The 25,375-nt window shown below is 61.4% G+C and carries 21 protein-coding genes; 12 read left to right on the top strand and 9 right to left on the bottom strand.

Translation table 11 applies throughout. From position 1 onward, the window contains the following. Positions 1-53 precede the first annotated feature (53 nt). From PQR42_RS35665 to PQR42_RS35650, 4 genes are all read right to left on the bottom strand, one after another. Entirely contained in the window at positions 54-1,712 is a 1,659-nt protein-coding gene (locus PQR42_RS35665) for a dipeptide ABC transporter ATP-binding protein (RefSeq protein ID WP_408495033.1), read from the bottom strand. Positions 1,713-1,716: 4 nt separating this feature from the next. Beyond that, positions 1,717-2,634 carry an ABC transporter permease gene (locus tag PQR42_RS35660; protein ID WP_408317783.1) on the bottom strand — a complete coding sequence of 306 codons (918 nt, stop codon included), beginning with the start codon at positions 2,632-2,634 and terminating at the stop codon, positions 1,717-1,719. Between the two features lie 63 nt (positions 2,635-2,697). Continuing rightward, positions 2,698-3,639 (bottom strand): ABC transporter permease, encoded by a 942-nt coding sequence (locus PQR42_RS35655; protein ID WP_408495031.1) that lies wholly within the window; start codon positions 3,637-3,639, stop codon positions 2,698-2,700. Between the two features lie 94 nt (positions 3,640-3,733). After that, positions 3,734-5,314, bottom strand: a complete 1,581-nt coding sequence (locus tag PQR42_RS35650) for an ABC transporter substrate-binding protein (RefSeq protein ID WP_408495029.1) — start codon at positions 5,312-5,314, stop codon at positions 3,734-3,736. Positions 5,315-5,820: 506 nt separating this feature from the next. On the opposite strand from PQR42_RS35650, the gene PQR42_RS35645 reads away from it, so the two are divergent. Then, positions 5,821-6,828, top strand: coding sequence for an asparaginase (locus PQR42_RS35645; RefSeq protein WP_408495027.1), 1,008 nt, complete (start codon positions 5,821-5,823; stop codon positions 6,826-6,828). A 100-nt stretch (positions 6,829-6,928) separates the two neighbouring features. On the opposite strand, the gene PQR42_RS35640 is transcribed toward PQR42_RS35645, so the two are convergent. Further along, complete coding sequence (locus tag PQR42_RS35640) at positions 6,929-7,201, bottom strand: LysR substrate-binding domain-containing protein (protein ID WP_408392131.1); 273 nt, start codon at positions 7,199-7,201, stop codon at positions 6,929-6,931. On the opposite strand from PQR42_RS35640, the gene PQR42_RS35635 reads away from it, so the two are divergent. The 10 genes from PQR42_RS35635 to PQR42_RS35590 all read left to right on the top strand — a co-directional run bounded on the left by PQR42_RS35635 (position 7,177) and on the right by PQR42_RS35590 (position 19,872). Next, entirely contained in the window at positions 7,177-8,139 is a 963-nt protein-coding gene (locus PQR42_RS35635; protein ID WP_408495025.1) for an MFS transporter, read from the top strand. The genes PQR42_RS35640 and PQR42_RS35635 overlap by 25 nt on opposite strands. Positions 8,140-8,957: 818 nt before the next feature. Continuing rightward, positions 8,958-9,218 (top strand): hypothetical protein, encoded by a 261-nt coding sequence (locus tag PQR42_RS35630; protein WP_408495023.1) that lies wholly within the window; start codon positions 8,958-8,960, stop codon positions 9,216-9,218. Next, the gene (locus tag PQR42_RS35625; RefSeq protein WP_408495022.1) at positions 9,215-10,549 is read left to right on the top strand and encodes an amidase; all 1,335 of its coding nucleotides are present in this window, start codon (positions 9,215-9,217) and stop codon (positions 10,547-10,549) included. The genes PQR42_RS35630 and PQR42_RS35625 overlap by 4 nt, the downstream gene beginning before the upstream one ends. A gap of 93 nt (positions 10,550-10,642) precedes the next feature. After that, the gene (locus tag PQR42_RS35620) at positions 10,643-12,262 is read left to right on the top strand and encodes a gamma-glutamyltransferase family protein (protein ID WP_408495020.1); all 1,620 of its coding nucleotides are present in this window, start codon (positions 10,643-10,645) and stop codon (positions 12,260-12,262) included. A gap of 133 nt (positions 12,263-12,395) precedes the next feature. Beyond that, positions 12,396-13,679, top strand: a complete 1,284-nt coding sequence (gene oxlT / locus PQR42_RS35615) for an oxalate/formate MFS antiporter (RefSeq protein WP_408495018.1) — start codon at positions 12,396-12,398, stop codon at positions 13,677-13,679. Between the two features lie 548 nt (positions 13,680-14,227). Next, complete coding sequence (locus PQR42_RS35610) at positions 14,228-15,700, top strand: MDR family MFS transporter (RefSeq protein ID WP_408495016.1); 1,473 nt, start codon at positions 14,228-14,230, stop codon at positions 15,698-15,700. A gap of 235 nt (positions 15,701-15,935) precedes the next feature. Beyond that, a complete protein-coding gene (locus PQR42_RS35605; RefSeq protein WP_408495014.1) occupies positions 15,936-17,237 on the top strand; it encodes an MFS transporter in 1,302 nt (433 codons plus the stop codon). A 47-nt stretch (positions 17,238-17,284) separates the two neighbouring features. Then, positions 17,285-18,226: a glutamate cyclase domain-containing protein gene (locus PQR42_RS35600; protein ID WP_408392090.1), complete on the top strand. Its 942-nt coding sequence runs from the start codon at positions 17,285-17,287 to the stop codon at positions 18,224-18,226. 89 nt (positions 18,227-18,315) lie between these two features. Continuing rightward, positions 18,316-19,362: an alanine racemase gene (locus PQR42_RS35595; RefSeq protein ID WP_408495055.1), complete on the top strand. Its 1,047-nt coding sequence runs from the start codon at positions 18,316-18,318 to the stop codon at positions 19,360-19,362. Between the two features lie 111 nt (positions 19,363-19,473). After that, positions 19,474-19,872, top strand: a complete 399-nt coding sequence (locus tag PQR42_RS35590; RefSeq protein ID WP_408392092.1) for a RidA family protein — start codon at positions 19,474-19,476, stop codon at positions 19,870-19,872. Positions 19,873-19,896: 24 nt separating this feature from the next. Here the strand turns inward: PQR42_RS35590 and PQR42_RS35585 are convergent, their stop codons facing one another. The 4 genes from PQR42_RS35585 to PQR42_RS35570 form a co-directional block, all read right to left on the bottom strand. After that, entirely contained in the window at positions 19,897-20,763 is an 867-nt protein-coding gene (locus PQR42_RS35585) for an amidohydrolase family protein (protein WP_408495012.1), read from the bottom strand. Beyond that, positions 20,747-21,526 carry a polysaccharide deacetylase family protein gene (locus PQR42_RS35580; protein ID WP_408495010.1) on the bottom strand — a complete coding sequence of 260 codons (780 nt, stop codon included), beginning with the start codon at positions 21,524-21,526 and terminating at the stop codon, positions 20,747-20,749. The genes PQR42_RS35585 and PQR42_RS35580 overlap by 17 nt, the downstream gene beginning before the upstream one ends. Positions 21,527-21,711: 185 nt before the next feature. After that, positions 21,712-23,007, bottom strand: a complete 1,296-nt coding sequence (locus PQR42_RS35575; protein WP_408495008.1) for an MFS transporter — start codon at positions 23,005-23,007, stop codon at positions 21,712-21,714. Positions 23,008-23,052: 45 nt separating this feature from the next. Further along, positions 23,053-24,450 (bottom strand): porin, encoded by a 1,398-nt coding sequence (locus PQR42_RS35570; protein WP_408495006.1) that lies wholly within the window; start codon positions 24,448-24,450, stop codon positions 23,053-23,055. Between PQR42_RS35570 and PQR42_RS35565 the strand changes: the two genes are divergently transcribed. Then, entirely contained in the window at positions 24,449-25,348 is a 900-nt protein-coding gene (locus PQR42_RS35565) for a LysR family transcriptional regulator (RefSeq protein WP_408317753.1), read from the top strand. The two genes, PQR42_RS35570 and PQR42_RS35565, sit on opposite strands and share 2 nt — an antisense overlap. Positions 25,349-25,375: the final 27 nt, after the last annotated feature.

Below are 25,375 nucleotides of genomic sequence, written 5' to 3'. Positions count from 1 at the left end.
ATCGCCATGACTGACCAGAACCTCAGGAAATCTTTGTGATCAAATGGCTCGCGTCAAGCGGCGCCGAACGCAAAGCCGCGCCCTGGCGCCGCCGCCAGCAAAGCCTGCGTATATTCGTGGCGCGGCGTGAGGAACACGTCCTCGATCGCCCCCTCCTCGACAATCTCGCCGCGCCGCATCACGATGACCCGATCGCAGATCTGGCTGGCCACCCGCAGATCGTGCGTAATGAACAGAATGCCGATCCGCAGCCGCTGCTGAATGTCGTCCAGTAGTTCGAGAATTTGCGCCTGGACCGAGACGTCGAGTGCGGACACCGCCTCGTCGGCAATCAACACTTGTGGCTCGCAGGCCAGCGCCCGCGCAATCGAGATACGTTGCCGCTGGCCGCCGGAGAATTCGCTAGGGTAGCGGTTCAGCGCATCGGGCCTCAGCCGTACCAGTGTCATCAATTCTTCAGCACGTTGCCACGCTTGAGCGTACGGCACGCCGAAATTCAACGGCCCTTCGACGATCGAGGCACCCACTGTCTGGCGCGGATCCAGCGACCGGTAGGGATCCTGGAACACGACCTGTACGCCGCGCCGGAACGGATATAGCGCGCGGCCGCGCACCTTGGCCACCGATCGACCGTCGGCGAAGATATCGCCGGTGCTCGGCTCGATTAGCCGCGCAATGCAGCGCGCGACAGTCGATTTTCCCGAACCGGATTCGCCCACAATTCCGACCGTTTCGCCCGGATGCACCGTCAGCGATACATTAGTGGCCGCCTGCACCTTGCGCTTGCGGCCCGGCCAGGAACCCGTCACATACGTCTTCCCGAGCCCGCGCGCGTCGAGCAGCGGATAGGCTTTCTCCACCGGGAGGCGCGTGCGCGGCACCAGCGCGGGCACGGCTGCCAGCAACATGCGGGTATAGGGCTCGCGCGGCTTCTGCAATACTTGCAACTTGGCGCCCTGCTCGACCATGTCGCCCAACCGCAATACGACGACACGATCGGCGATCTCGGCGACAACGCCGAAATCGTGCGTGATGAACAACACGGCGGTTCCGCTCTCGGTCTGCAATTCGCGGATCAGCTTGAGGATCTCGGCCTGGGTCGTGACGTCGAGCGCCGTGGTGGGCTCGTCGCAGATCAGCAGCGACGGCTTCAGGATCAGCGCCATGGCAATCACGATGCGCTGACGCTGTCCGCCCGACAACTGATGCGGATAAGACGCGTAGATACGCTCCGGTTCCGGCAGCCTGACGTGGGCGAAGATCTCCAGTATGCGCCGGCGCCTCTCGCCGACGCCGGCACGGCTATGCTGTGCCAGCATCTCGTCGACCTGCGCGCCGCACGTCATGATCGGATTGAGGGCCGTCATCGGCTCCTGGAAAACCATCGCCATTTTCTCGCCGCGCAATTGGCGGATGCGGTCCGGGCTTGCTGTCAGCACGTCCTCGCCGAGCAGTTCGATGCTGCCGTCCACCGCCTTGAGCGTCGCTGGCAGCAAGCCCATCACCGCCTGCGCGATCACCGATTTCCCCGAGCCCGACTCGCCCAGCAGGCAGACAATCTCCCCCTGCCGCACGTCGAGCGAGACATGCCGGATCGCATGGGGGCGATCGGCACCGCCCGGCAGAGAAATGGTGAGGTTATTCACGGCGAGGACACTCGTGGCCGGCTCGGCGGCGGACGGTGCTGCCGTTTTGAAGTCGGAATCGCGCATCGCGTCAGCTCCCCCGTTTGTTGAATTTCGGATCGAGCGTGTCACGCAATCCGTCGCCCAGGATGTTGACCGCCAGCACCGTCAGCGCCAGGAAAACACCTGGGAACAGCACGGTCTGAGGATATTGGTTGAACTGCATGCGCCCGTCGGCCATGACGTTGCCCCACGTCGGAATATCCGGTGGCAGGCCAACGCCGAGAAAAGACAGGATCGCTTCCACGAGGATCGCCGACGCGCACACGTAGGTTCCCTGCACGATCAGCGGTGCGATCGCATTCGGCAGAATATGACGCCACAGAATCTTGAGGGTCGGCGTGGCCAACGAAATGGCGGCCTCAATGTAGGGTTCCTCGCGAATGGTGAGCACGATCGAGCGCACCAACCGCGCGACGCGCGGAATTTCGGGAATCGTGATCGCGACGATCACCGTGACCAGCGTCGGCCGCCAGAGCGCCATCAGCGTAATCGCGAACAGGATGCTGGGAATCGCCATCAAGCTGTCCATGGCGCGCATGATCACGTCGTCGAGGCGGCGAAAATATCCCGCCGCCACGCCGACCACTGCACCGAAGGTGAGCGCCAGCAGTGCCACCGAGATACCGACCGACAGGGACACGCGCGCACCATATACCACCCGGCTCCAGGTATCCCGGCCGAGACTGTCCGTGCCCATCACGAAGAAGTGCTGGAACGTCGCGCCTGACAGATCACTGAATTCGGCCCTCACGCCCGGCGCAAGGTTGGCGCTCGCGGGATCCATCGCGGTCGGATCGATCGTGCCAAGCCACGGTGCGGCGACAGCTACGAAGACCAGAAGCACCAGTGCGCCGCATCCCAGGCGCACCGACCAGTTCCGCAGCACGCGGCGCCACAACGGTGTGCGGGAGCGCATGGCCGGCGCTACCTCCAGGTTGGCAAGCATGGCGCCCGGCGCGGCAAGGGTCATCGGATCGTGATCGTCGCTCATGTCCAGTCGTCCTTTCACTCAATAGCGGATACGCGGGTCGAGCAGCAGATAGCTCATATCGACCAGCAGGTTGATAAGCACGTAAACGAAGGAAAAGAACAGCGTGATGCCTTGTACCAGCGGGAAGTCGCGCGCCAGTACGGCATCGACCGTTAGTTGCCCGAGCCCGGGGATCGCGTAGACGGTCTCGGTGACCACCACGCCGCCGATTAGCAGGCCGATGCCGATGCCGATCACCGTGACGATCGGTACCGCGGCATTGGCTAACGCATGGCGAATCAGCACGCGTGCTTCGGAGATACCCTTGGCGCGGGCGGTGCGGATGTAGTCTTCGGTCAGCGCCTCGGCGACCGCAGCGCGCGTAACGCGGGCGATCAGTGCAAGGTAGACGATGGACAGCGTAATGGCGGGCAGGATCAGGTGCGTGAGCCACGGTCCAATACCCGCGCTCAGTGGTGCGTATCCCTGCACCGGCAACAGCTTCGCATGCAAGGCGACCGCCCATATGAGGATATAGCCGACCACGAACGACGGCGCCGAGAATCCCATCACGGAAACTCCCATCAGCATCCGGTCCAGCCAGCCTCCGTGCCGCGAGGCCGCGATCACGCCGAGCGGCACCGCGAGCAGGAGCGTCATCACCAGTGTCAGGGCGGACAACGACACGGTCGGTGCGATGCGTTGCGCAATCAATCGGGTTACCGGCTGCTTCATGTAGTACGAGTCGCCGAGGTTGCCCTGCAGCAATTGCCCAGTCCATTTAACGAACTGCACTGGCAGCGGCCGGTCGAGCCCGAGGCTCGCGTGGATCCGCGCGATGTCCACGCTAGTGCCGTTGTCACCGACGAGCGCCGCAGCCGGATCGCCCGGCGTCAGGCGCAGAATCATGAACACGATAAGGGCGACAATGACCAGCACTGGCGCCGTCGACAGTACGCGTCGGAAAAGAAAGAAAGCCATGTCGGTTACGCTCCAGGCCGGTTGACAGATGGACAGGTTTGCTTTGCCCCGCGAGACGGCGGCCGGCCGGCGAACGGCCAGCCGACGACACCGGTTAGCTCTTGCGAATGTTCCAGAACACGTTGACCTGAGCCGGGACAACGCCGCTGACCACGCCCTTGCGGATCACCGAATAGAAATCGAAGTCGCCCAACGGCGCCAGGATCCCGCTCTGGTACGTTTCCAGTTGGATCGCCGCGGCGATCTTCTTGCGCTGCGCAGGATCGCTGGCGGCAAGGTAATCGCTCTTGAGCTGCTCGATCTTGTCGTCAGTGGCCCAGCCAAACCAGCCCTTCTCCCCATTGCCCGTCAGCGGCGTGAAGAACAACGGATTCATCGTGTCGCCGGGCGCCCATCCGGTAATGAACAGGTTCCAGCCACCTTTGTCGGCCGGCGCCTTGCTGGTTCGGCGCGTCACAAGCGTCGACCAGTCCATTGCCTGAAGGTCGACATTGAACCCGGCCTGCTTCAACAGTTGCGCCATGACCGGCGGAAACTTGTTCAGTACTGCGTAGTCCGACGGATACATCAGCACAACCGGCTTGCCGTCGTAGCCTGCTTCTTTCAGCAGATTGCGGGCCGCCGCGAACTGAGGCTTGCCAGTGAAATAGGCGGTCTCGGTCGACGCCAACGGCGAATCGCACGGGTAAATCGAGGAACACGTCCGGTACAGATCCTTGTTCACCAGTTGCGCGCGCATCAACGCTTCCTGGTTGATCGCCATGATTGCCGCCTGGGCAATCTTCGGGTTGTTGAACGGCGGCACGAGATGATTCAGGTGCAGGTCGAAGAGCCCGGCGGGAGTCGGCTTCACCAGCTCCAGCTTGGGATTGCTCTTGAACGCCGCGTACTGCTCGGCGGGCATCCATTCGATCATGTCCACTTCACCGTTCGCAATCGCATTGGCCTGCGTCTGTGCGTCCTTAAGCACGATCCATTCGACCCGGTCGACAAAGACATGCTTGCCGCCTGCGGTCCCGGAAGCCGGCTCCTGTCGCGGCACATAGTTCGGGTTCTTGACGTATACGATCTTCGCGCCCGGGCGATACTCGTCCTGTTTGAAGATGTAGGGGCCCGAACCGGTGTAGTCAGAGATCTGTTGGTCCGCCGGCGTATCGGCGACCCGCTTCGGCATGATGAACGGGGCGCTGCCCGACGGTTTGCCTAGCGCGTCCAGGACCATCGGAAAGGGTTGCTTGAACGTCATGCGGAAGGACTTGGCGTCGACCGCATCGAACGACTGCAGGGCCGCGAACATTCTCTCACCGAACACGTCGCGCTTGCCCCAGCGCGTGATCGACGCGATAACGTCAACTGAGGTGACCGGCTTGCCGTCGCTGAATGCGAGCCCCTTGCGCAGCGTGAACGTCCAGGTCTTGCCGTCCGGCGAGGTCGTATATGTGTCCACCATCTCCGGTTGTACCACGCCCTTGGCATCCACTCCGAACAGTGTGTCGTAGATCATGTAGCCGTGATCGCGCGTGATGAATGCCGTGGTCCAGATCGGATCGAGGATCTTCAGATCGGCTTGCGGCACGATTCGTAACACCTTGGATGCATCCTGCGCACACACCATCGTTGCAGCGCTCGCAATCAGCGCTCCAGCCACGCATCGAGTAAACAATCGCTTCAACATGCTTCACTCCAATAGGAAGAAATGACACAAAATGAATTCAGGCCGCGCTTGCGTCGTATTAGCGGCCGTGTCCACTCGCCACTCTCTTCGACGTGTTCAATAAGCTTGTCGATACAGTGGCACGCCTTCGGACATCCAGGCTGAAGTTCAGATGCTCCAATCTCGGATATGCGCCTGCGACAGGCTGATCTACGATTCCACTATGCCGCGTTAATTGCAACTTGCAACAATTGCAATTTACATGCTTATAGGCACGAAGCGTGCCATCATGCAGTAAATCCAGTACGTGTGGGCGAGCGGGCACTTGCTCAACCGGCAAGGGCGCACCGCCATGCGCGGGACTTGTGCAAGTGCGCGCGAGGAAGGTGCATCACGCAGTGCAAGTCCGGCGCCGCACCGATTCCGGGCGCGATAACGGCGCTCCTCGTCGGTACCGAGTCTTTGCACGCTATTTGAGCTACGGTTCAAGCTGGTCTTTTTTCCAAACACTCGAAAGGAATACTTCGATGAACTATCCGAGCATCGCTGTCGGGGCATTGGGCGGCACGATATGCATGACCGCCGACAACGCCGACGCTGGCGCGTTGCCACGTCTTTCGGCGCAACAATTGGTGGCCGCGGTCCCCAGTCTGGCTGATATTGCGCAGATTCACGCCGAGACGCTTTTGCAGTTACCCAGCCCTTCGCTGAACTTTGCGCATGTGCTGGACAGTCTGGTGTGGGCAGAGCGCATGGTGGCTGACGGCGCCGCCGGGATCGTCCTGACCCAAGGGACCGACACGCTCGAGGAAACCGCCTTCCTGCTCGATCTTCTATGGACGCATCCACAGCCGCTGGTAGTCACAGGCGCGATGCGCACGCCGCTGGCTGCGGGCGCGGATGGGCCGGCCAACATTCTCGCCGCGGTGGCCTGCGCGGCGTGCAGCGCCAGCCGCGGGCGCGGTGTAGCCGTGGTCATGAACAACACGATCCATGAGGCGCGCTGGGTGCGCAAAGCGAACTCGATGTCCGTCGAAACCTTCGAGTCGCCGGTCGTGGGGCCGGCTGGCATGGTGCTCGAAGGTGTGCCCCAGTATTTCCGCCCACCGTCAAGGCGTTATTCCCAGCGCTTCTCAAAGCCCAACCTGTCGGTTCGAGTGGCACTCGTCGAGACATGTCTGGGCGAGACGGGTGAGATGCTCGATGCGGTCGCCCACGCGGGATATCACGGGATCGTCATCGCGGCCTACGGTGCAGGGCATGTTTCGGATGACGAAGCACAGCGCATCGAGGCGCTGGCGCCGCGGCTGCCGATCGTCATCTCCAGCCGCACGGGATCGGGATCGACGGCAGCGCGCACCTATGGATTTTCTGGTTCAGAAATCGACTTGGCCCGCCGTGGCGCTTTGTTTTCAGGGTGGCTCGGGCCGCGCAAGGCGCGCCTACTTCTCTGGCTGCTGGTCGCGACGGGCGCGCCGCTCAACGTATGCGCCGCTGCATTCGAATTCTGGAAGCGCGTCGACGACGCCGACTAGACGCGCGGCACAATGTCCATTCCCAGCCGGCTCGACTGACGTGTTCCGGGTTGCGGTGCAAATCGCAGGTGAGCGGAAAACCACCGGCTTTTTCGCCATCTCAGCCCGCTCCCGGCCCCTTCCCGAGAAAGCCTTCGAGAAACTCGACGAACGCCGTCACCTTCGCCGTCAGATTGAGCCGCTCTGGATACACAGCGTAGATATCTGCTGGCGGCAACGACCAATCGGGCAGCAACTGCTTGAGACGGCCAGACTGCAGATAGGTGGTCGCATCCCACTCCGAACGCATCAGAATGCCCTGTCCGTCAAGCGCCCAGACGAGCGTCGCTTCGCCATCTGCTGCGCTTCTTGCTAGGGCTGGCGGAGGCCGGATTCTTCCCCGGCATCATCCTGTATCTGAGCTATTGGTTCCCGGCCCGGCACCGAGCGCTCGTGACGGCGATCTTCATGACCGCCGCGCCGCTATCGAACATGATCGGCTCGCCGATCTCCGGCGCCATCATGGGCATGGACGGCGTCGCACAGATTCATGGCTGGCAGTGGCTCTTCATTCTCGAAGCGGCACCGACCATCGCGCTCGGCGTGATCGCGTTCTTCTTCCTGACCGACAAGCCTGAAGATGCTCGCTGGCTCGATACCGACGAGCGTGAGTGGCTCACGCTCGAGATGGACCGGGAGCGCGCCGCCAAGTCGACCGGCGCGGCATCCAGCGTATGGGCGGCCACGAAGGATCCGCGAGTGCTCGCCCTCGCCCTCGTCTATGCGGGCACGTCGACTGGCCTGTACGCGATTGGCATTTGGGCGCCGATGATCATTAGCCACTTCGGCTTCAGCTATTTCGAACTAGGACTCGTCAACGCAATTCCCAATGTCGTCGCCGTCGTCGGCATGGTGCTCTGGGCAAAAAACTCCGACCGCACCGGCGAACGCAGATTGCACGTGTCGATCGCATGTCTGGCCGCAGGCGCAGGGATGCTGCTTGCCGGGTATGCACCGTCCGCACTGCTCCTGATCGTCGGACTGTCGGTCGCGAATTTTGGCATCAACGCTGCGAAGCCGCCGCTGTGGAGCATGCCCACGCAGTTCCTCTCCGGTTCGGCAGCAGCTGCGGGCATCGCATTGATCAATGCGATGGGCAGTTTGATAGGCGGTACGATCGGCCCGATGGTCATCGGCAAGTTACGCGAAATCAGCGGTGACTACTCGTTCGGACTCTACTTCGTTAGCGGCACGCTGATCGTGTCGGCGGTCATTTCCTGGATGTTCGGCCGTCGACAAACGAAGTCGTCCGCTACACCCACAGTCTCCTGATTCTGTCGAGAGAAGCAGCTCCCGATTTTTCGCAAATAGGATCAGTGTGCAAATGCCATACATAACCTGACCAGGGTGATAACGACGCGGACGCGGTCGCCTAACCGCTAATGCGTCGAACGCTCCTGACACGCGTGAACGTAATGGCCGTTGTGACAAATCATTGGACAGAAACGCTGCTACCCGGAAAGCACTCGCTGGCGTCGGTGGGAAGCCGTGTTTTTCGGCCGCCCACCGACGCCACGGCATTTATGCGCGGCGGTCGAAGCGACACTTCATACCGCATGTCCCCTGGCCAAAACGACGCCTGGATCGAACTGGCAAGACGCTGTATCCAGCGCAACCCGAGCCACACCATAAACGTTCTGATGTAACCGTTGGTACGGCGCCTCAATTCTGAAGGCAGTTTTCGCAACGGTTTCCGATCCTGAATGTCTTGCAGCGGCTTTCGCCGCCGAACGTTTGTGTTTCGCCCAGAGACGGTGCGTCACCAATTTTGCCGTGCCTGATGCACCTTCGTTGCGCGTATCTGCACACTTTCCGAACATGGCAGCGTGTTCACTTCCACGTGGAAATACTCGATTCGCTGTTGCATATGGTGTTTTCGCACCATGGCACGCTTCGTGCAAACCGAATCAATGCGGATATTTCAATTGTTGCTATTTGCATCTATATGTCGCCGACAACCGGCGAAACCAACAACCGAGTGTCCCCAGGAACAGACGCTTCACAGGCGTCAACCAACCGTGTACCGACGCTGCGCGTAGCGGGCACGCGAGCGAAGCGCGAAGTGATTCAAGTTCAGCACGAGGTCCGGCATGCCAGTACAACTAGCGTTGCGAAACATTCAAAAATCTTATTCCAGTGAGCAGGGCTCGGTCGTTGATCCAAAGATCGTGAACGCCGCGGTAAAACGCATGCTGGACGAAGGCGTGTATCCGAGGAATGTCGACATCACCCCGAAATCGCCGACGGTTGCGATGGATACGCAGATCGCGCTCGGCAACCTGAAGCAGCAGCCGAAATACAACACCTTCATCGTGCAGAACTTCATTCATCAAGCACTCGCCGCGAAATGAACCATTCTTCCCCCTCCCCCAGCATCCGCGAAATCCGTGACGCGATCCGCGCGGGAACCCGCACCGTCGAGCAGACTGTGCAACAGGCGTTCGATGCCGCGCAACGGCTGCAACCGGAGTTGCAAGCGTTCATCCATCTGCCGACGTCGCCGATCGTCAATCGTGCCTATCGCGACGCGCCGCTCGCGGGCGTCCCAGTCGGCATAAAGGACCTGATCGATACGGCTGATATGCCCACCGCGTATGGATCGCCGGCCTACGAAGGGCGCAGGCCCGACAAGGATGCATGGGTGGTCGCCCGTTTGCGCGAAGCCGGTGCCACGATACTCGGTAAAACGGTCACCACCGAGTTCGCCTGGCGTCAGCCCGGCGCAACGACCAACCCGTGGAATAGCGATCACACACCTGGCGGCTCGTCGAGCGGCTCGGCTGCCGCCGTTGCGGCAGGCATCGTGCCGCTCGCGCTCGGCACGCAGACGTTCGGCTCCGTCATCCGTCCCGCCGCGTATTGCGGTGTGATCGGGGTAAAGCCGAGTTACGGCACGATCGCGCGGACCGGCGTGTTGCCGTTGTCAGGGTCGCTCGATCACCTTGGCGTTTTCACCACCAATGTCGCTGACGCAGTTCATGCGCTAGCCATTCTGGCAGGCAGCGACGCGGACGATCCACACGCGTCGCATAACAGTCGCCAAGGGAAAGTCCTTGGCGATGCGGCAAAACGGCCGCCGCGCATCGGCGTGTTGCGCGAGCAGATCGGTGGACCGATCGACAAAGCGCAGCAGCATGTGCTGAATCAACTTGCCCTACGTTTGCGTGCCGATGGCGCGGAAATCGTCGCTGCCGACTTGCCTGCCGAACTGGCCGACGCTGCGCGGCATGCTTCGATCCTGCTCGCAGTTGAAGCCGCATTGACACACGGCGAACTGGTAGACCGTTCGCCAGCTCTTGTCAGCGCACCGATCACGGCTCTGGTCGAAGAAGGCCGGGCTTTGCCCGCGACCGAGTATGCGAAAGCCAAGGCATTGCAGATAAAGATGGCGCTTCGCTTCGACCGCTGGCTGACCGAAGCGGCGGGACTCGACGCGCTGCTGGTAGCGCCCGCATCGGGCGAGGCGCCCCGTGGGCTCGACTATACGGGCGATGCGGCGTTCTGCACGCCCTGGACCTTCCTCGGCGTGCCGGCGGTGACGTTACCGGTTGGCTTCGGTCCGGACGGATTGCCGCTTGGCGTGCAGCTGGTCGGCGCGGGTCAGCACGATGCCGCTTTGCTATCGCTTGCCGAGTGGGTGGAAGGTAGAACCGGCTGGAACATCGCAGTTGCTTCTCGCTGAGGCCAGCTTCGTTGTGTGCAGCAAGTATGACGAGATCGTGCGAACCCGCGGCGGCTGAGCGGATAGCGACGATCGATTGATTTTTGAGGAAACATGAGAGCAGATTCTTTAAATCCCGTGCGCGGCATCCGCGGGATGGCGGTCACACCCCATGCGCTGGCGTCGCAAAGCGCGCTCGCGATCCTGCGCGACGGAGGCAATGCCGTCGAGGCAATGATTGCCGCCGCGGCGACCATCGCAGCGGTGTATCCGCATATGAACAGTATCGGCGGCGACGGCTTCTGGTTGATTTCGCGGCCGGGCGAAGAGCCCGTCGGCATCGAGGCGTGTGGCGCGGCGGCATCGGCGGCGACGATCGACGCCTACCGCGCACGCGGCCTGCAATCCATCCCGTTTCGCGGCCCGCTGGCGGCGAACACGGTGGCCGGAACAGTGTCGGGCTGGTCGTTGGCGCATCGCTGGTCCACTGACACACTCGGCGGCAAGCTGCCGGTCGCGCGCTTGCTGGAAGACGCAATCGCCTACGCAGGGGGTGGCATCCCGGTCACGCGCAGCCAGTCCGAATGCATCGCGCTCAAGCGGCACGAACTCAAATCAGTCGCGGGGTTCGCCGAGACCTTTCTGACGAGCGACAACCCGCTGGGCGTGCCGGCCGTCGGCGAGCGCTTCGTGCAGCCGCGCCTCGCCGCGACGCTCGAGCGTCTCGCCCACGCGGGTCTCGACGACTTCTACCGCGGCGACCTCGCACGCAGCATCGCGGCCGACCTGCGCGCCCTCGAAAGTCCTCTGTCGCTAGCGGATCTTGAACAGCATCGCGCAAGGCTGCGCACGCCACTGGCGCTCACGCATTCGCTCGGCACGATCTACAACATGCCGCCGCCCACACAGGGGCTTGTATCGTTGCAGATTCTCGGCGTGCTTGACCGTGTCTTGCGCGACGATATGGATCCGCTCGGGCCCGAGTACGTTCACGCGTGCGTGGAAGCAACCAAGCTCGCGTTCGCCATACGCGACAAGCACATCACCGACCCGGATTACATGGACATCGATCCACAGGCGCTGCTTGCGCCGAGTGTACTCGACGCGATGGCCGAACGGATTTCGATGTCCACGGCAGCACCGTGGGGTCGCGGTCTCGGACCGGCCGACACAGTGTGGCTCGGCGTGATCGACGCCGATGGCGTGGCCGTCAGTTTCATCCAGAGCATCTATCACGAGTTCGGCAGCGGCCTCGTGCTCGCAGATTCGGGCATCAACTGGCAAAACCGCGGTTGCAGCTTCTCGCTCGATCCCTCTGCGCGCAACCCACTTACGCCTGGGCGGCGGCCATTTCACACGCTGAACCCGGCACTCGCGCGCTTCGCCGATGGACGCACGATGGTGTACGGAAACATGGGCGGCGACGGCCAGCCGCAATCGCAAAGCGCCGTCTTTTCGCGGATCGCGCACTTCGGCTGGAATCCGCAAGCCGCTATCGACGCGCCTCGCTGGCTGCTGGGCCGGACCTGGGGGCAAACCAATGAATCGCTCAAGCTGGAGGCGCGGTTTCCGGTCGACACATTCAATGCGCTGCGTCGTCTCGGCCATGACGTCGAGCAGATGCGGCCGTACGACGAAGCAATGGGCCACGCGGGCGCGATTGTCCGGCACGGCAACGGATGTCTGGCAGCAGGCTTCGACCCGCGCAGCGACGGCGCCGCGGCTGGCTGGTAAACGCACCTGCTAGACAGCGGGCGGCCGCCCCGCCCGCACCTTTTTGAACCGTCGGCCCGCGAGCGTTCGCGCCGACGGCAAGGACGGCGCACGTCTACCTGTCGATACATCAATCCCCAAACGGAGAAACACGTTGAACACCCCCACGCAAGCACTGAAAGGCGCCGCCCCGCCCGCCGCGCAAACAGCCGCGCATACCCGCTGGATCCAGCTCGGACTCGGCCTTGTTTGCATGATGACGATTTCGAGTCCGCAATATGTATGGACTCTGATGACGAAGCCACTCATGGCCAAGCTCGGCATCGCACTGCCGGAACTGCAAGTGACATTCTCACTGCTGGTGCTGCTGCAGGCATTTTTTTCACCGTTCCAGGGTGCGCTGATTGATCGTTTCGGGCCGCGCATGCTGATCTCGATCGGTACGCTGCTGGCAGGTGTGAGCTGGGTGTTGGCTTCGTATGCGCACAGTACATCGATGCTGTACCTCACGTATGGCTGCATTGGCGGTCTCGGAACCGGCATCGTCTACGTCGGCGTGGTGGGATTCGTGGTCCGCTGGTTCTCCGATCGACGCGGCTTCGCCGCCGGTGTCGCGGCCGCGGGCTACGGCATGGGCGCCATTGTCACCACCTTTCCGATCTCTGCATCGCTGGCAACGCACGGCGTCGAATCCACGCTGTGGCTCTACGGCATCATCTTCGCGGCGGTCGGCCTCCTCGCCTCGCAGGGCCTGCGAGTACCGCCTGCGGCCCACAGTATCGGCTCGGCAGTATCCCAGTCAGCGGTCTCGACGCTCGACTACCGCGCGTCCGAGATGCTCAAGACGCCGCTGTTCTGGCTGATGTTCGTGATGATGACGATGATGTCTACTTCGGGCCTCATGGTTACGTCGCAGATGGCAAGCTTCGCCGCCGACTTCGGCGTCAGCAAGGTGCTGGTCTTCGGGCTCGCCGCGTTGCCGCTGGCACTGACGATCGACCGCTTCACGAACGGTCTGACCCGTCCGCTGTTCGGTTGGATATCGGATCGCCTGGGGCGAGAAAACACGATGTGTTTCGCGTTCGCGCTGGAAGGTGTGGCGATGGTGCTCTGGCTGCTGACGCGCGATAACGCAGTCCTGTTCGTACTGCTGTCCGGCGTGGTGTTCTTCGGCTGGGGTGAAATCTTCTCGCTGTTCCCTTCGACTCTGACCGACACGTTTGGCACCCGTTATGCCACCACGAATTACGGCTGGCTTTACATCTCGTTCGGGATTGGCTCGATCTTCGGCGGCCCGCTGGCCGCGTTGCTACATCAGCACACCGGCAGCTGGGTGCCAGTGTTCGGATGCGCGATTGTGCTCGATCTGAGTACTGCCGTCCTTGCAATGTTCGTGTTGAAGCCGGTTCGCGCGCGTTTTGTGGGAGTGCGTGGATAGCGTGTCTCTTCGCGCCAAACGGCGACCCTGCGCAGCACGGTCGGCACGCTCCGACCCAGCTCGCGGGCAGTCTCGAGCGTATGTCTGGCGATGCCGTTGGTAGATCGGCGTCATCCCCATGTCTTCAGTCGAAGAGTACAAAAAGAGCCACAACCACCGGTGCGTCGGCAACGATTCTTAGAGCGCGTAATAAACGTATTGAGGCTGCTTTCAATCGACCTTCTGCGGTATTTCAACCGGGAAACCCGTATTTCCGTTTGACCGTCGACGGAGCGCCGCCGTCCCGTCAACTCACTTTCTTGACATCGCTGGGTTTGACTTCATGATTCGCCGGCACCCACGAATTATCAAATAAGTCTTCACATGAAGACTTGTGATTTGATAGAGTATATCGTCAGTGGGCGCGGGCTGCTGACTCGCCTCAATCCGCTTATCGAGACGTCCTGATCTTCATGGCCGCGTCACGCTAGTTTTCCAGAATGGCCCGAGATCCTCTCGAGTTACAGGAGCAAGTCTGATCGCGGGCGGCGCCCCTTCTACAAAACAGCATGTCACAACACCTGAAAACAGTACGACCGCTCGTTATTGCATCGGTCATGGCGTCAATGGCTATGGTCGCTATCGAAGCGACCATTGTGTCTACAGCGATGCCGCAGATCGTGACTCAATTGGGCGGCCTGCATCTTTATAGCTGGGTCTTCTCCTCGTTTCTGCTCACGCAGACCGCAATGACCGTCGTATTCGGCAAGCTCGCTGACCTGTACGGTCGCAAGCCCACCATGCTCGTTGGCATCGTCATCTTTCTGGTGGGATCAGTGCTCGCGGGCTTTGCCCGGTCCATGCCTGCAATGATCGCGTTTCGACTGATTCAAGGTGTCGGCGCTGGTGCGATCCAGCCTGTTGCGCTCACTATTGTGGGCGACCTCTATCCAGCACGCGAACGCGGGAAAATCCAGGGTTATCTCGCCAGTGTCTGGGCCATCGCTGCGGTCATCGGACCGATGGCGGGTGGCATGCTCATTCGCGACCTTTCATGGGCCTGGATCTTCTGGATCAATATCCCAATTGGCCTCGCCTCCGCCGCCGGCTTCATCGCCTTTCTACACGAACAGGAAAGGCGTGAACGCCCCTCGATCGATATCCTCGGTGCAGCGCTTTTCGCTGCATGCATCGGCGCTCTCATGGTTGCGCTGACGAGTGCCGGGACATCCGTCAGTACGCTAACCATCCTCGAGTTTGCTCTGTTCGTGATATTCGGCGCACTCTTCATTCTTCAGGAGCAACGGGCCGCCGACCCCATGATTTCGTTTTCCTTGTGGGGCTATCGGCCAATCGCGGCATGTAATGCCGCCACTGTTCTTTCGGGAATGGCGCTAATGGGGCTGACCAGCTTCCTTCCCATGTATGTACAGGGCGTCTTGGGCAGATCTCCGGTGGTGGCAGGCCTCGCCTTGACAATGATAATGGTCGGTTGGCCAACGGGCGCTACCATTGCAGCACGTTCCTTCCATCGGATCGGACTGCGGCGCACCCTCATCGCCGGCAGCGTGTTCTTGCCGATTGGCGCCGTGGTCTTCGCAGCACTGACCCCGCAGAGCACCCCGCTGGTTGCAGGAATCGGGTCATTGATCATGGGCTTTGGGATGGGAATAGTCAGCGTGAGCTCACTTATTCTGATCCAGGAAATCGTCAAGCCGTCGGAACGCGGTAGCGCGACGGCATCCAACCTCTTCTCCCGCAACCTCGGCAGTACGCTTGGTGCAACCGTGTTTGGTGCGGTTCTGAACTATGGGCTGACTCATTCCACCGGCACCGCAGAGTTTACCTCCGATCAGTTGCGACAGCTTCTTGGCTCGGCACCGGGCGACGCTATCGTCAACGCTGCGGTGAGAGTTGCGCTCCACCAGTCCCTCCATCTCACGTTCTCGTCCGTCCTGATGATATCGATCGGCGCGGTCGTCTCCCTGATGCTTGTACCCACTATCAATCTCGTGCAAAGGAGCGAACCCACTACCAATTGATACGCCGCGCTGTTCCTCGCCCAGTCACCTTTGACCCAGCGCATGATCAGCGATTTCTATCGATTGCCCGGGTCACTTTCGATTATCTCCACTCAGAGCCGCGCACCTATACTCAATTTTTAACCAGCACGGAACAGGCGACTGCGGCGTGGCAGATGACCAGTTCATACATCGCCGATGCGCAACGCGCCGGGCATGTACGTGACATTCAAATTGCGAGTCAGGAGAAGCAGGCATGAGCAGAGCACCCGCAGCGGTCGTGGCGTACGCCCAGCCGAAGACATCGGTTCGCTGGAAGATTTTTCTCATCATGTTGCTGCTGGTCACGGTCAACTACATCGATCGTGCATCCCTGTCCGTCGCGATGCCGATGATCGCAAGCGAGTTCACGCTTACGCCGGTCATGCAAGGCCTCATCATGAGTTCGTTTTTCTGGTCGTACACGCTGATGCAGATTCCGGGCGGCATGGCAGTCGACCGCTTCAAGCCGCGGCTGGTCCTCGCGCTGTGCACTTTGCTCTGGGGCGCCTTCCAGGGTCTTGGCGCGTTGACGACCAATGCGATGTCCTTGCTTGCGACGAGGCTCGGACTCGGTGTGGCAGAAGCGCCCGTGGCCTCGGCGGGAGGTGCGCTCAATGCGATGTGGCTCACGCAGCATGAGCGGGTCCGTGGCGCATCGCTGATGGACGGCGGTTCACCGCTCGGTGCAGCGCTCGGATCAGTACTGATCACCTGGCTGATCGTGGTGGCGCACTCATGGCGCACAGCGTTCGCGATCGCCGGCGTCGGCACGGTCCTATGCGGCGTAGGCGCCTGGTACTACATCAAGAATCAACCGCGCGATCACGCCGGGGTCAACGAAGCCGAAGCGGAACATATCGAACAGGCCCGACGCAAGGAAGATGAAAAAGAAGCGAAAAACCTATCAGGCAACTCGCTCGATTTCTTCAGGTATCGCTCAGTGTTGCTGATGTTCGTCGGCTTCATGTGTTGCACGACGCTTTACTACGGCCTGTTGACGTGGATGCCCACCTATCTGCAGAAAGTGCAGGGCTTCAACATTCAGCAGATGGGCGGCGCCAGCTTCGTGATCTTCTTCTGCGGCTTCATCGGCGAACTCTCCGGCGCCTACGTCGCCGACAAGTGGCTCGCGAGCGGTGCCGCGCCGAACCGCGTCATGCGCACGATCTTCGGTATCGCCGGCGTGGTTGCCACGATTGCGGTGTTTTCAGTGGCACATGCGACGAGCCCCACGATGGTCGTGATCCTGCTGTCCATCACGCTCTTCTTTCTGCGCTGGGGTGGTCTGTACTGGTCGATTCCCGCGATGCTCGCCTCGCGCAACAAGGTGGGCGTGCTCGGCGGTCTGCTCAACTTCGGCGGGAATATCGGCGGCATGGTGATCCCGATCGCGATCGGCGCGATTGTTCAATTCACCGGCTCCTATTTCCTCGCGCTGATGTGTTTCGCCGCAATGGGCGTCGGCCTGATGCTCTGTTCGATCGGAATCGATTATGAAACGAAGATTCCGGTCTAAGCCATCGCCGCGCCTCGCATGAACAACGTTGCTACTGAGATTGGAAAATGGGAATAGCAAAAGTCGAAGACATCATTGGCCAAACCGTCCGGCGCGACATTGGCCGCATGAAACGGTTCGTTGAAGGTCAGCTGGAAGCAGCCGCGCGCTCGATCATGAGCACGCCGAACGCCCACGTCGGTATCGTGACTGGCTTCTTCATACGCAATGCCGTCCCGCCCTCGCCGGAGACGGACGGACTGGGCGGCATGGCCCACCTGGCCGCCGCACTTTCGAACCTCGGCATACCGGTGACGGTGATCTCGGACGCGCCATGCTGCAAGGCGGTCTGGGCTGTTACAACCGAATTGCCGAAAGACGTGGCGTTCGAGATTACCTCGGTGAGCGCCGCATCGGTCAAGTCGCTGAGAGCCCGGCTAAGCGAGGCTGAACGTCCGATCACGCATATGATCGCGATCGAGCGGGTGTCGCCCGCGAGCGACGGCAAGCCGCACCGCGAGTACGGCGCGGACATGTCCGACGATACTGCTCCGCTGCATCTCCTGTTCGAGGATGCCGAGTGGCCGCGTCCGTGGGTCACGATCGGCATCGGCGACGGCGGCAATGAAATCGGCATGGGCGTGCTGCCCGAAGAAATCGTCCACGACGACATTCCCAACGGCCCATTGATCAGCGCAGCCATTCCCGCCGACTACCTGATCGTTTCCAGCGTCTCGAACTGGGGCGGCTGGGGCCTGGTATCCGCGATGGCGATGGTCGCGCCGCGAGATGCGGCGGCGCGGCTACTCACCGATTTCACGCCAGAGCGCGACCGGGCGTATCTCGCCGCGGCCGTCGACGTCGGGCAGGCGGTTGACGATAGCCGCATCGACCGCCCCGCTACGCCGAAAATGAGCGTCGACCGGCTGTCGTGGGAACAGCATGCACAAGTGCTGAGTCAGCTCAGAGCTCACGTTGACGGATATCTCGCAGCGCCGTCGCACTCGTGAGCGCGACGTCCTTTTCCTCTCTTAACGCACCAACCATGTCCGACCTTTCGAGTACCGCTCTCAGCCGTGCGCCGTCATGGGCCGCCAGCTTGCCAGAAGAATTGCAGACACCGTGTTTCATCGTATCCGAGCGCGGCATCGTCGATAACCTCCATGCGACCGCCCGTGCGTGTGGAGGGGTGGAACGCCTCATGCCGCATGTGAAGACGCATCGCGCAGGGTGGATCGTCAAGAGACTGATTCGCGAGGGCGTAACCGCATTCAAGACCGCTACCGTGGCGGAGGTGGCGATGGTGCTCGAGGCCGGCGCGAAACACGTCGTCTGGGCGTATCCGACCGTGAACCCTGCTCATATCCGTACCGTGCTCGCGCTGGCGCATGCTCATCCGGACGCACGGGTCGAGGCGCTCGTCGACTCGGCGGCAGGCGTAGCCGCGTGGCGACTCGCGACAAATGGAGCGCAGTTGCCCAATCTCTCGCTGCTTGTCGATCTGGATGCCGGCATGGGCAGAACCGGAGCGCCGATAGCAACGGCGACGCTGCAACTGGCCCGTGAGCTGGCCACGCTCGGCTGCTTTGGAGGATGGCATGTCTACGACGGCCACATCCATGATCTCGACAATGCCACACGCCGCACGCGAGTGGCCGCCATCGTGGAGAAAGTGGCGGCGCTGACGCGCGCCGCCGAGGCAGAGGGATTGTCGAGAAGGCTCATCGCCGGCGGCAGCTATACGTTCGATCTGTGGCCGCTCACACTCGCCAATTTCGTGTCCCCCGGCAGTTGGGCCTATTCGAGCGCTCAACACGACCTGGAGTTGCCTGCACTCGGCTGGACGCCGAGCGCCTATGTGCTGGCCACGGTGATTTCACGCAATAGCACGACCGCCACGCTCGATGCGGGCTCGAAGGCGATCTCGCCGGACAAGCCGCTGGCCGAGCGCTTTCGCTGGGACGGCAAGATCGTCATGATGAGCGAAGAACACGTCGTGGTCGAAAACACCGATCTGGCAGTCGGCGACCGGGTGATGCTATTGCCGCGCCACGCTTGCACGACTGCATATCTCTACCCCAGCGCAATGGTGCTCACCGCGGAAGGGTCGTGGGAAGTGCGTGAGCAACTCGGCAACCGTCGATAGGCCATGAGGCCCGTGGCGGGCAGGCGTCGATTGAAGCGATGCGACGCCACGCAGCCACGCACGTCATACGGCAAGTCGGAAAAACACCAGATCACGGCGAAGGGAAAAAACATGAACGATAGCGGCACGTCCCGCGCATTGCGTAGCGTCAATCCAACCGACCTCAAACCAGGCGGGCACTATTCTTCCGCGATGATCGCGGGCGACTTCGTCTTCCTGTCCGGCCAGACGCCGCGCGACGCCGAACGGAAGGTGATCGGCGACTCGATCGAAGAGCAGACCCGCGCAACGTTCGCCAATGTCGAGCGGGTGCTGGCGGCCGCCGGCGCGAGACTGGAGGATGTCGTCAAGGTCACGGTCTATCTGACCGACTTGACGCTCTTCAGCCGCTTCAACGCGCTCTACGCGAACTGGTTTGCCCAGCACAAGCCCGCGCGAACGACCGTGGAAGCCGGTCTGCAAGGTGTGCTCGTAGAGATCGACGTGGTTGCCTACATCGGCAAGCGTTGAACCAGGCGGCGCGGCGCACGCACGCTAAAAGCCGTAAAGCCTCGCTGGATTTTCAACGAGGATTCGATGCCGCGTCGATTCATCGGGTATCCACAGCGCCAGGTCATCCAGCAAATGGGCAGCGTCCGGCTTGTTGTCGGCCGCTTGCGTCGGATGAGGCCAGTCCGATCCCCACAGCATCCTGTCCGGGGCAAGCTGGGCAAACCTGAGCGCGACAGTGCCGGCGTCGGCGTAGACTGGCGCTCCGCTTTTCGACGCGAGATAGGGGCCGCTCAATTTGACCCAGGTACGGCCGCCGGCCAGCAGCGCCTCGGCCATCCGGAACGCGGCATGCTCCGTGCCGTCCGGTTGCGGGATCTGCCCCATATGATCGATCACGAGCGGCGACGACAGACTCGCAAGCAACTGCCGATGCGCGAGTAGCTGCGCGGCGGTGGCATTGACCTGAATATGCCAGCCGAGCGGTTCGATCCGTTTCGAGAGCGGCGCCATCATCGATAGCGTGACGCCGACCAGGTATTCGAGGTTAAAGCGCAGCCCGCGTACGCCCATGTCGTGAAGACCGGCCAGCTCACCATCCGTCACGGTGACGGGCACGGTCGCGATGCCGCGCGCGGTCTTTCCGAATTGCGATAAGGCATCGAGCAGACAACGATTGTCGGTTCCATACGTAGACGGTTGAACGACGACATGTCGCTCGACACCCAGCCTCCGCTGCAGCGCGCGATAGTCGGCTACCGTCGCGTCGGGCGGCTGCAACTGCGCTGACGGATCGACTGGATACCGCGCATCGTAGATGTGGTGATGACTATCGGTCGCCTTCGGCGAAACCGGAAAGCGCGGCTGCCCGGCGCCGCCGGATCGCACACTGGATTCAGGTCGGTTGTGCATGTTCAAGTGCCCATTCGGCGACATCGCGATGTGTCGCGAACCACACTCCCGGCAACGACTGCGCGTGCCGGATGATTTCTTCGAGAATCCATATCCTCGACCGGTAACCGGTGACGTGCGGATGCATCGTCAACTGGAAGACGCCACCCTCCGCATAGGCCGCATCGAACTCGCGGCGAAAGATATCGTAGACGTCGGCTGGCGACGTATAGGGCCGCACCGCCTCGAAGCGGTTCATGATCAGATACGCGCCGTCGTCTCGAATCCACTCGACCGGCAGTTCGACGAGACCGCTCGGCACGCCGGCCTCGAGCAGCTCATAGCAGTCGACGTCGGCCATCAGCGACGAATCGTAGCGCAATCCCATCTCGCGCGCGATGGAAAGCGTATGCGGGCTGAAATCCCATGACGGCGTACGCATGCCCACCGGACGCTGCCCGGTGATGGTCTCGAGCGTGTCCGCCGAGCGTAGCAACAGATCGCGTTCCGCCTCATGCGGGAGTACCGAGTTCAGTTCATGAATCCAGCCATGCAGGCCGATTTCGTGGCCGTCGCCGACGATGCTGCGCGCCTCTTCTGGATGCAAAAGCGCAGTGACCGCGGGTACGAAGAACGAGGCCGGCACGGCATGTTTGCGCAGCACGTCTAGAATGCGCGGCATGCCCGCCCGGCTACCGTACTGCCCCCAACTGAGCCGGCCGATCGACTTTCCGCCCTCGCGCAATTCACTGGTTTCGTGGTCGCAATCGAATGAGAGCGCCACCGCGCAGCGCGCTCCATCAGGCCAGCCATTGGGGCGAAGCGCGCGTCCCGCGCGTACCTGGTCGACCAACTTCCGCCAATGGGCTTCAGGCCATTGCCAAGGCTGGGTATACGAGTCATCTGGGTTCATCAAAGCGTCCTTACTGACGGTTGTTAATTGAAGACCGGAAAGCGGTAGCGCGGGTCTCATACAGGCAACTTCTTCTCGTAGTCGATGCCGAGCGAGCAGAGCAGCAAGCCGACGCCGGTCGCCGCAAAAAACATCATGGCGAGAAAATACGAACCGGTCGCCTGGACAATCCCGCCGACCAGAATCGGCGCGCCAATGCCGCCGACCGCCGCTCCCAGGTTCAGAAAGCCACCTAGTGTGCCGACCTTGTTGCGCGTGGCAAGCAAAGGTGGAATGCACCAGTACAGGTTGCCCCAGCGCAAAAAGAAAACCGTGCACGAGAGCAACGCGACGACCAGCGTCGCGCTGGACAAGTAAGCTACCGAAAACACCGAAACGGTGGCAATCACGCCAGCTGCACCGAAAATCGTACGCAACACCGTGTTCGGCCTGCCGCCAGCCGCCAGCCACTTATCGGCAAGCCACGCGCCGACGAGTTCGCCTGCGAAGCCGGAAAAGTAAATGATGAAGCTCGACCCACCCATTTGACGGATATCGAGGCCGTGCTCCTTGATCAGATAGCTCGGCATCCACGTGAGCAATCCATTGAACAACGTGTTGCAGCACATGAAGCCGAAGAACATGAACAGGAAGGAGCGATACTTCAGAAAGTCGATTGAGCGCCCGGATGCGTTGGCCGGCTCGCGCTCCAGTTCTTCCTCGTGCGAACGCTCGATGAACGATGCTTCGTCTTCGTTAACCGCCGGATGCTCGCGCGGATGATTGCGGATATAGACCCAGGCCAGGGCGCCGGCCAGCGTCGTGGCGACACCCGCAACCACAAACGCGAGACGCCACGAACCCAATACTCCGATCAACGCCGAGATCAACAGCGATCCCACCGCTGCGCCGAGCGGCGCACCGCCGTCCATTAGCGACGCGCCCCTTGTGCGCTCGTTGCGCGTCAGCCATAGCGCATTGAGCTTACCGCCGGCGGGCGCGATCGACGCCTCGGCGAACCCAAGACCGAGGCGCATGAGCAGCAGTGAAACAGCGTTCGTGCAGAATCCCGCGCCGGCCTGGAAGCCTCCCCAGACGAGTGTCGCCACCGTGATCACGATGCGCGGCTTGAAGCGGTCGACCAGCAGGCCCGCCGGAATCTGCATGACCGTATACGACCAGAAGAACGAACTCAGAATCAAGCCTTGCACCATCGGCGAGAGCGAGAACTCCTTCGAGATCAGGGGCATCGCGACCGACAGCGAAGCGCGGTCCACGTAGTTGATCGTGATCAGCACGAGCAGGAACCAGAAGATCCTCCATCGAACCGATGATTTACGGCCGTGCGCCAACTCTGCCATTCTCGTGTTCATGTTCACTTCCCCGCTTCAGTAGTGGTTACCGCTCGAGCGGCGCTATCAAAATCTCACGCGCAGGGCCGCACGCGCGACCCATTGCGTCGTCGTGCTCGATTCCGATCCCGGGAAACCCTGATAGATATCCGCGTTTGCTCCGCCAGCAGCCTTCTGATATGCCGCGTTCAGGTAGACGTCGGTGCGTTTGGACAGGGCGTAGTCCGCCAGCAGGTTGACCTGGTTGTACTTGGGTCTCGCGTCGTTGAAGTCCACCTTGCCTTCCGTGAAGGTATAGCCGGCACCCAACGTCGTCGCTGGCGTCACGTGGTATTGCCCCCATATCTCATAGTTGCTGAAGGTGACCGTGTTACCTGCCACGCCGCTCGCGTCCTCGAACCTCGTGTTGGTGTACGCCAGGGTGACTCGCGCCGGCCCGATCGTATATGCGCCGCCCACGCCGATGTTCTGCATGCTGCCCGGATTGCCGACATAGCCGAATGCGCCTTCGCCGTTCGACACGCCCGGTATGGCGTTCGGCTTGAAACCGCCATCCGGAAACTGTTGCGCGGGGTTGGTGGCGTAAAAGTACGCGGCGCCAAGGTACAGCGGACCATTGCGATAATTCGCGCCGGCGGCAATCGTGCTCTTCTGGCGGAAGTCGCCGGCGACACCCCCGAAGGCGTACATCGCTTCGGCCGTCAGGCCTGCCCAGGTCGGCGTGACATACTTGACCGAGTTGTTTACGCGAAAGGCATTGTCCGTGTTGTCGATATCGCTCGGGTGCGAGAACAGGCCACCCCATTGGCCATTGGAAGTGGTCGGTCCGATCATGTCGACAATCGGGTCATACTGGCGGCCGAATGTCAGCGTACCCCAGCGTTGGTTCGTCAGGCCGACGTAGGCTTGACGGCCGAATTCCAGACCACCCTGCCCGAGCGTGCCCGTGGAAACGTTGAAGCCGTTTTCCAACTGGAAAATCGCATTCGTTCCGCCGCCGAGATCTTCGCTGCCTTTCAAACCCCATCTGCTGCCGCCCTCGACGCCGCTTTGCAGGGCCCATTGACTATGGCCGGCGGAGTTGCTGACGTAGGTCAGCCCCTCATCGATCATCCCGTACAACGTGACGCTGCTTTGCGCAAACGCTGGAATAGCGAACGCGTTCGAAAGTGCGAGAGCGAGCAGTGACTTCCTTATCATAAGGATTCCCAATTCATCGTCAGAGGATTCATATACCGATCTTGTGATAAACCGCGCACCACTTCGTATCTCGGGACCGGGCAGGGTTAGATTGCGCGCGGGGCAATCGGAGCCTACGGACTGTCTTGCTGCAACGTGACCAATGACGCACCACGCTTCGGTGTCAATTGAGAGGCAACCAAAGAGTGCACCGAGTATACGAATCCATTTTTTCCGGGAGATAATCAAAGTTAGCGAGACCATCTGATAGAAACCTTCGATCATGCGTATTTCTCTTCAGCAAATTGAAACCTTTTACTGGGTGGCGCGGTTGGGAGGGTTTCATGCGGCGGCGCGTCATCAACATCTCACGCAGCCGACCATTTCGGCGCGTATCCAGGAGTTCGAAGAACATCTCGGCGTGCAGCTCTTCACGCGCAGCCGGACGCGCTCCGAACTCACGCTCGCAGGCCGCGATGCGCTCGCCGATGCGGAACAGGTGCTGAAGCTCGCCGAGAAACTCGAACAGATCGCGAAGCGTACCGACCCCATGTACGGGCTTCTACGCCTCGGCGCGATCGAGTCCATCGCCCACGCTGGGCTTGCGGATCTACTGACGCAACTTAAGACGCGCTATCCTCACATGAAGATCGAACTCACGATCGATGTGGGCGTCGCGCTCGGACGCAAGCTTGGTGCGCACGAACTTGACATAGCGATACTGAACGATTCCACCGATGCGCCCCACGTGGTCGAGACCGCCATCGGCTATACCGATCTGCACTGGGTTGCGTCGCCGCAACTCGTGCCCAACAACAAGATCGCGCCTCACGATCTTGCGTCAGTGCCGATCATTACCGTCTCGCAACCGTCATCGAACCATTCGCTGGTGATGAACTGGTTTCGCAGCGCAGGTTGCAATCCGGACAACATCAGCTCATGCAATTCCCTGTCGATGATGTCGCGGCTCGTCGCGGCCGGACATGCGGCGGCCGTGTTGTCGCCCGCGATAATGCGTGCAGAGATCGATTCCGGGCTGATTCATGTGCTGAACACTGAACGGCCAATCACTCAGCAAGGGTTCTTTGTCGCCTATCAGGAAGAGTGTCTTAGCGGCGCGGATACCATCGTGGAGCTGGCCAAAGAGGTGCTCACGCGCAGTCGCGTGCTTATTCCGGGGTAGTCGGCGAGCGGGGGTGGACTATTTATT

This window comes from Paraburkholderia sediminicola (assembly GCF_046027355.1).
GTDB classification, from domain to species: Bacteria; Pseudomonadota; Gammaproteobacteria; order Burkholderiales; family Burkholderiaceae; genus Paraburkholderia; species Paraburkholderia sediminicola_B.
This window is presented reverse-complemented; position numbering and strand designations above follow the sequence as displayed.